This window comes from Neorhizobium sp. SHOUNA12A, from assembly GCF_023006505.1.
Classification (GTDB): Bacteria; Pseudomonadota; Alphaproteobacteria; order Rhizobiales; family Rhizobiaceae; genus Neorhizobium.
This window is the reverse complement of record NZ_JALBGV010000152.1, coordinates 1-6744: the sequence shown is the minus strand read 5'-3', so window position 1 is coordinate 6744 and position 6744 is coordinate 1. Positions and strand designations below refer to the sequence as shown.

The window sequence follows — 6744 nt, the reverse complement described above, 5'->3', positions numbered from 1 at the left end:
CCGGCCGCGGCGCGACCGGCAGGGCGAGCAGCACCGCGAGGAGGAGGAGAGCCAAGCGTGCCCATCCTCTGCTCCGCAGGGGCTCGTTCAGCCCGGCCCCGTTGCAGCCGGCCTCTTTTCGCCCGGATTTATGCAAAGCCTTCATGTCTCCGTCGTCCCGCACGCTTGCGGGAGATTCCTTGTAAACGATGTGGCGCGAAGCACCTTCTTGTCAACGCAAAGCTTCGAGAAGCGACTTCGACGGCTCGCCGCTCTGCTGCATGCCGAGGCGTTTCTGGATTGCCGAGATCGCAGCCTTCGAGCCGGAGCCGAAATTGCCGTCGACTTCGCCCTCGTAATAACCGAGTTGCTTCATGCGGTTCTGCAGTTCGAATTTCTGCTTGATGTCGAGCGTGCCGTCGGGACGCGACCAGCTCTGCTGGACGCCGCCGAAGCCGGCGATCTCGTCGGCGAGCAGGCCGACGGCCAGCGCGTAGCTGTCGGCGGCGTTGTATTTCTTGACGGTGAAGAAATTGCCGAGCATCAGGAAGGCCGGTCCACTCTCACCGGCCATCATCTTCAGCGTCGCCCTGTCGGCGCCGCGCGGGAAACTTTTGCCGTTCGGGCGGGCAAAACCGAGCTTCGCCCATTCGCCGAGCGACTTGGTCTGGCCTTCGTAACGGGTGCCATTGGCCGGAAGCACGGTTTCATAACCCCAGGTCTTTCCGCTCTGCCAGCCGTTCTTGGCGAGCAGGTTGGCGGACGTGGCGAGCGCATCCGGGACCGAATGCCAGATGTCGCGCTTGCCGTTGCCATCCGCGTCGATCGCGTAGAGCAGGTAACTGGTCGGGATGAACTGGGTATGACCCATGGCGCCGGCCCAGGAGCCGGTCAGCTGCTTGGGGGTGATATCGCCCGACTGCAGGATCTTGAGCGCGGCGATCAGCTGGGTGCGGGCGAACTTGGCACGCTTGGGGTCGCCCCAGGCAAGTGTGGCGAGCGCCTGCGGCACGTGGTGCAGGCGCTCGGGTTTTTCGAGCGCAGCGCCGTAGTTGGATTCCATCGACCAGATGGCGAGCAGGATGTTCTTGTCGACGCCGAAATGGCGTTCAAGTGCGGCAAGCGTCGAGCCATGCTTGGCCGCCATCTCGCGGCCAATCTTGACCGTATAAGGGTTCACGCGGCTGTCGAGGTAATCCCAGATCCTGGACGTGAATTCGGGCTGATAGTTCGCCTTCTCAAGCACGTCCTGATCGGGTTCGCTGACACCGGCGAACGCTTTCTCATAGGTGGAACGGGTGATTCCGCTCTTGGCGGCGGTATCGTAGAATTTAACGATCCACGCCTTGAAACCGGCGTCTGCCTGAGCATCTATCGGCATGGCCGCCGCGGCGAGCCCGGCGATCAGGGAGAAGGCAAACCCTCGAAAGAGGTTGGTGCGAAGGGTCTTCATCGGCAGTCGGGTCCAGTCTTCTTTTTACCAAGCCTTGCGGCAAGAGTGGCATGCGGCTTAACGATGTAATAACAGGATTGGGTCAACAAATTCTTTACCATAGAAACCGGACCCACGGCAGTCTTTGCGAAACGGTAGCAATTCGTCATTAGATGCCGAGATTTGAATATTCGCACAATGACGTGCTTTCAGGAGGCGTGAGTGGCACAACAACAAAAGATCCGTAAGGCAGTGTTTCCGGTAGCAGGTCTGGGCACGCGCTTCCTGCCCGCGACCAAGGCAGTGCCGAAGGAAATGCTGACCGTGGTCGACAAGCCGGTCATCCAGTACGTCGTGGATGAGGCGGCCGAAGCCGGGATCGAGCACTTCGTTTTCGTGACGGGCCGCGGCAAGGGGGTCATCGAAGACTATTTCGACATTCAGTACGAGCTGGAGCAGATGCTGCGCGAGCGCAACAAGAATGCCGAGCTAACCCTGCTCGCCGGCCTTCTGCCGGTTGCCGGCACTGCCAGCTTCACGCGCCAGCAGGTGCCGCTCGGGCTTGGCCATGCGGTCTGGTGCGCCCGCGACATCGTCGGCAACGAGCCTTTCGCGGTCCTGCTTCCGGACATGATCATGGCCGGTGGCAAGGGCTGCCTGAAGGGCATGGTCGATCTTTATGCCGAAAGCGGCGGCAACGTCGTCGCGGTGCAGGAATGCGATCCGGACCAGGCGCATAAATACGGCATCGTCGGCATCGGCGCGCCGGTCGGCGAAGGCTTCAAGATCACCCAGATGGTCGAAAAGCCAGCCAAGGGCACCGCGCCGTCCAACCTCTACATCAACGGCCGCTACATCCTGCAGCCGGAGATCTTCAAGATCCTGGAAACCCAGGAGCGCGGCGCCGGCAACGAGATCCAGCTCACCGACGGCATGCTGACGCTCGCCAAGGCTCAGGAATTCGCCGCCTATCCGTTTAAGGGCGACACGTTCGACTGCGGCGCCAAGGACGGCTTCATCCTGGCAAACCTCGCCTTTGCCCTGCAGCGCGCCGATATCCGTCCTGCAATCGAAGGACCGATGAAGGCGCTGCTCGCCTCGCTGACGTAAATCATTCCGACCGGCGATTTGCCGGTCCGGACGTCACGCAAACCCCTCATGGTCCTGCTATGAGGGGTTTGTTTTTCACGGTGCCGGGTGCCATGGCTCTCTCTGCGGGTCTCGATTTTCTGGAATTCCACGATTTTTCGGCGGATGCCACAGCGGCGATCCTCGATCGCGCCGGCGTGCTTGCCGAGGCGTGGCGGGAGCGGCGGATGCCGAAAAGCCTCGAGGGCCGTCGGGTCGCCTTGATCGTCGATGACGGCGGCTGGCGCAATACGACAGCTTTCGATCTCGGCATCCAGGCGATGGGCGGCATTTGCACACATGTGCCGGCGAGCCTCGGCGGGCGGGAAACGATCGCCGACCTGGCGGGTTATCTCGACAACTGGTTCGACATGGTCGTCATCCGCACGCCGGAACTCACGTCGCTCCGGGAGCTTGCGGCACATGCCCAGGCACCGATCATCAATGCCCGGACGCGATCGAACCATCCTTGCGAGACGCTCGGAGACCTTGCCTATGTCAGAGCCAAAAGGGGCGGCATCGAGGGGCTGAAGATCGTCGGCGTGGCGCCGGACGCCAATATTCTGCGGTCCTGGATCGAGGCGTCGATCTCGCTGCCGATCGAGGTGGTACAGGTTTATCCGGACGATTGGCATGTGAGCGACACGGCACTGCTCAATGACAATTTCCGGCTGAGCACGGATATGCGCGAAGTCGAGGATGCGGATGTCATCTTCACGGATAGCTGGCCGGGCGGGATCGCTGAAAGCACGCTTGCGGATTACCGGATCTCGGCGGCGGTTCTCGATCGCTGCCGTCCCGATGCGATCTTCATCCCCTGTCCGCCGGTGGCGCGCGGACAGGAAGTCACAGCGGATGCGATGACGCACGCGGCTTGCCAGAGCACGCCGGCGAAAGCCTTCCTGCTGCATGCGCAGAATGCGCTGATGGAATGGATTACCGGTCGAACGAAAGCTTAACGCTTCAAGGTGAGGCCGACGCCGGCGCGGACGATCTTGTCGTTGGTGCCGCCGCCGCCCGCCTGTTCGTATTCGACGTCGCCGGTCAGGTCGAGGTAACGGTTGATCGCCCAGGTGAGGCCTGCGCCGCCGATCCAGACGGTTTCGTCGCTCGGTCCACCACTCGGGAAATTGCGCAGCGTCGAGCTGCCGGTCAGCCGGGCGATGAGGTTGTCGCGCATCTCATGGGTCAAGGCTGCCGTCGCGCGGTATTCGACCCAGCCGCTCTGACCGGGCGTGGTCGAATCCTGCACCGTGGTGCGCAGGCCGAGATCGACATTGGTGCCACGCTGCGGCGACCAGGTGGCGCTGCCGCTGAAGGTGACCGCGCCGACCGATTTCAGGCGGTCGTCCTCGTAATCGACGACCTCGTAGCCGGTGCCGATTTCGCCGCGCAGCTTTTCGCCAAGATCGAATTCTATGCCGGTGCGTGCGGCATAGCTCTGCGACGAACGGGCATAACCGGAAATGTCGTGTCTGAGGTCATAGAACGTGTGGCCGGTCGCCACTTCCACATAGGGGACGAGCGCCGGCGACAGTTCGTAGCCAAGCCGCAGTCGGCCGTCGATGCCGGTCCGGTTGCGATCCTTCATGCTGACGATCGTGCCGTCGGAGAGCTTCGCATCCGTATAGGAGGCGCGGGAAAGGTCGAGTGCGGCCGTGCCGCGGATCTTGCCGAAGTCGCGCTGGACGGAGGCGCCGCCGGTGAATTCATGGACGCCCGACTGGGTCGATGCGCCGCCGAGGGCGTTCGGATCGTAGTCGTTCTCGCGGGAGAACTTATAGCCGCCGGTGATATGGGCGACCGTATCGTTGGAGAGATCGAGCCGCAGGTCGGCATTGATGTTCGCTTCCGGCTGCTCGCCTTGGCTGCTGCTGCCGAGATTGCGCTCCAGTGTGCCTTCACCGGTGATCGTCAACGAATGGCGCGACCAGTCGGAGGTCAGCGTGCCGCGGATCGCCGTCGACAGATAATCGCGGCGGATCTTGGTGCCGCTCGAGCGGCGGATCTCGGTGTTGATACCCTGGTTGATCGAAGGACGGAGCAGGAAGCTGCCCATCCGGATGCCGGTCGGATCACCCGGTTCGCGGGGCTGTTCCTGGGTCTCGACCGGCTCGGCGCCACGGTCGAGCGGCTCTTCGTGGGGCTGGTTCAGGTCGTCCTCATAGGGAGGCTCCTGGGTGGCCGCACGGTTGCGGCCGGGCGTGGTGCCGGTCGCGACATTCGGGTCATCCTGATTCTGGTCGTCGGCGGCACTGGCGGACGGCTGCGCCGAGGTATTGCCTCTCAAGGCCGTGCCGGAAGCGGGATTCGACGCGGGCGAACTGGTGTCTGTGACCGATGGAAGAGAGCCGCTCTGCGGCGGAAACACGTTGCGGGTCTGGGCGGCTGCGGGCGAGACAAGCGCCGAACAGGCCAGCAGAAGGCCGAGTGCCGTCCGGCGCCTCTGGCGCGTCCCGCCTGTCGTTGTGATGATCTTCATAGGCCTGCCCGGGCAATCGCAAATGCTTACCCAAACGTAAAGCCATGTGGTTAACGTTTGGTTGCGACGCTATGGCAGCGGCCAACTTCGTGGCCCCGGCCCGAAGCCGATAGACTTGGTGGGCGAAAAGCGTTAAGGCTTGCCCATGATCAAGAGAGCTTTGCAACTGGTCGAGAACGACCTTGTCGATTCCGCCTTGAGGACAATTTCCTTCGGGAAACAAGGGCTTAATGCGCTGGAGCTGGCGCTTCAGAACGGCCTTGGCGAAGCCTTCCGCAAGGCTGCGGAACTGATCGGCGACATCGACGGCAGGGTGGTCGTAACCGGCATCGGCAAGAGCGGACATATCGGCCGCAAGATCGCTGCCAGCCTCGCCTCGACGGGCACGCCTTCCTTCTTCGTGCATCCCGTCGAAGCCAATCATGGCGATCTCGGCATGATCGGGTCGGGGGACGTGGTGCTGGCTCTGTCCTGGAGCGGCGAGACCGCCGAGCTGCAGGGCATCGTTTCCTTCACCCGCCGCTTCTCCATTCCGCTGATCGCCATGACGTCAGGCGAGGTTTCGACGCTGGCCCGCGAGGCCGATGTCGTCCTGCTGTTGCCCAAGGAACAGGAAGCCTGCCCGCACGGCCTGGCGCCGACCACGTCGACGCTGATGCAGCTTGCGATGGGCGATGCGCTTGCCGTGGCGCTGCTCGAAGCGCGCGGTTTTTCGGCAACCGATTTCCGCGTCTATCATCCGGGCGGCAAGCTCGGGGCGATGCTCAGCCATGTCGGCGATCTGATGCATACCGGCGATCGCATGCCTTTGGTCAAAAAGGGCGTCCTCATGCTGGAGGCGATCCAGGAGCTGTCGCGCAAGCGCTTCGGCTGCGTCGGCATAGTCGACGAGGATGGCAGCCTCTGCGGCTTCATCAGCGATGGCGATATTTCCCGGCACCTTCATCTCGACCTGCGCGAGACGCGGGTCGATGAGGTGATGACGCGCAATCCGAAGACCATTAGCAAGGAAACGCTCGCCACGAAGGCCATGGCGATGCTCAACAAGCACAGCATCGGCGCGCTGCTCGTCGTCGACGAAGAGCGTAAGCCGATCGGCATCGTTCACTTTCATGATCTGCTGCGCGTCGGCGTGGCCTGATACCAGCCGGGCCAAGCCACTTTTGGACGGGGAAAACTACGCCGCTTCGACCTTCAGGTCTCGGCCGCTTGCCGCCACGACCTTCACCTGCGTGCCGGCCGGCAGATCAGGACCCATCACTGACCACCATGTATCGTCGAGCCGGATGCGGCCGCGCCCCTCGGCGATCGGCTCGTGGAGAGTTGCGGTGCGGCCGACTAGGCTTTCGCCGCGGCGGTTGAGATTGGGTTCGTCGGTCGCCTGGTTGCTGCTGGAATAGAAACGGCGGCCTGCCAGCGCGAAGGCGCCTGAGAGCACTGCAAACAGCAGAAGCTGGACGTGCCAGCTCCAGAAGGCCGCGTCCCAGAGCGCCAGAGACAGCGCGCCGATGACGATTGCGGCCGCGCCGATCCAGATCAGGAAGACGCCTGGTGCCGCGAGTTCGGCACACAACAGGACGACGCCTAAAATCCACCAGCTCCAGGGACCGAGATTGACCACAGCATCATGCAGCATGGCTCAGGTCTCTGAAGACGTCGGGTTGAACGGATTGAGGACCGGCGTGGTGCGCGGACCGGGCTGGGGGCGCGGGCCGGCCGGTGG

General features: G+C 63.0%; 6 protein-coding genes. 3 read left to right on the top strand and 3 right to left on the bottom strand.

Translation table 11 applies throughout. The features are described from left to right. Positions 1-211: 211 nt before the first annotated feature. On the bottom strand, positions 212-1432 hold the full coding sequence (locus tag MOV63_RS31680) for a lytic murein transglycosylase (protein WP_405029409.1): 1221 nt from the start codon (positions 1430-1432) through the stop codon (positions 212-214). Positions 1433-1633: 201 nt separating this feature from the next. Here MOV63_RS31680 and galU point away from each other — a divergent pair, with 201 nt between their 5' ends. Continuing rightward, the gene (gene galU / locus MOV63_RS31675) at positions 1634-2521 is read left to right on the top strand and encodes a UTP--glucose-1-phosphate uridylyltransferase GalU (RefSeq protein ID WP_247039708.1); all 888 of its coding nucleotides are present in this window, start codon (positions 1634-1636) and stop codon (positions 2519-2521) included. A gap of 92 nt (positions 2522-2613) precedes the next feature. After that, the gene (locus MOV63_RS31670; RefSeq protein WP_247039706.1) at positions 2614-3498 is read left to right on the top strand and encodes an ornithine carbamoyltransferase; all 885 of its coding nucleotides are present in this window, start codon (positions 2614-2616) and stop codon (positions 3496-3498) included. On the opposite strand, the gene MOV63_RS31665 is transcribed toward MOV63_RS31670, so the two are convergent. After that, on the bottom strand, positions 3495-5021 hold the full coding sequence (locus MOV63_RS31665; RefSeq protein WP_247039704.1) for an outer membrane beta-barrel protein: 1527 nt from the start codon (positions 5019-5021) through the stop codon (positions 3495-3497). The genes MOV63_RS31670 and MOV63_RS31665 overlap by 4 nt on opposite strands. Before the next feature lie 145 nt (positions 5022-5166). On the opposite strand from MOV63_RS31665, the gene MOV63_RS31660 reads away from it, so the two are divergent. Beyond that, positions 5167-6162 carry an SIS domain-containing protein gene (locus tag MOV63_RS31660; protein ID WP_247039703.1) on the top strand — a complete coding sequence of 332 codons (996 nt, stop codon included), beginning with the start codon at positions 5167-5169 and terminating at the stop codon, positions 6160-6162. A gap of 36 nt (positions 6163-6198) precedes the next feature. Here the strand turns inward: MOV63_RS31660 and MOV63_RS31655 are convergent, their stop codons facing one another. Beyond that, positions 6199-6657, bottom strand: a complete 459-nt coding sequence (locus tag MOV63_RS31655; RefSeq protein WP_247039702.1) for an NfeD family protein — start codon at positions 6655-6657, stop codon at positions 6199-6201. Between the last annotated feature and the right edge of the window lie 87 nt (positions 6658-6744).

What these genes read in the sequence shown, in the direction of transcription:
- MOV63_RS31665 (WP_247039704.1), bottom strand. Translation starts at nt 5,021, where the DNA reads ATGAAGATCATCACAACGACAGGCGGGACGCGCCAGAGGCGCCGGACG.
- MOV63_RS31660 (WP_247039703.1), top strand. Translation starts at nt 5,167, where the DNA reads ATGATCAAGAGAGCTTTGCAACTGGTCGAGAACGACCTTGTCGATTCC.
- MOV63_RS31655 (WP_247039702.1), bottom strand. Translation starts at nt 6,657, where the DNA reads ATGCTGCATGATGCTGTGGTCAATCTCGGTCCCTGGAGCTGGTGGATT.
- MOV63_RS31680 (WP_405029409.1), bottom strand. Translation starts at nt 1,432, where the DNA reads ATGAAGACCCTTCGCACCAACCTCTTTCGAGGGTTTGCCTTCTCCCTG.
- MOV63_RS31670 (WP_247039706.1), top strand. Translation starts at nt 2,614, where the DNA reads ATGGCTCTCTCTGCGGGTCTCGATTTTCTGGAATTCCACGATTTTTCG.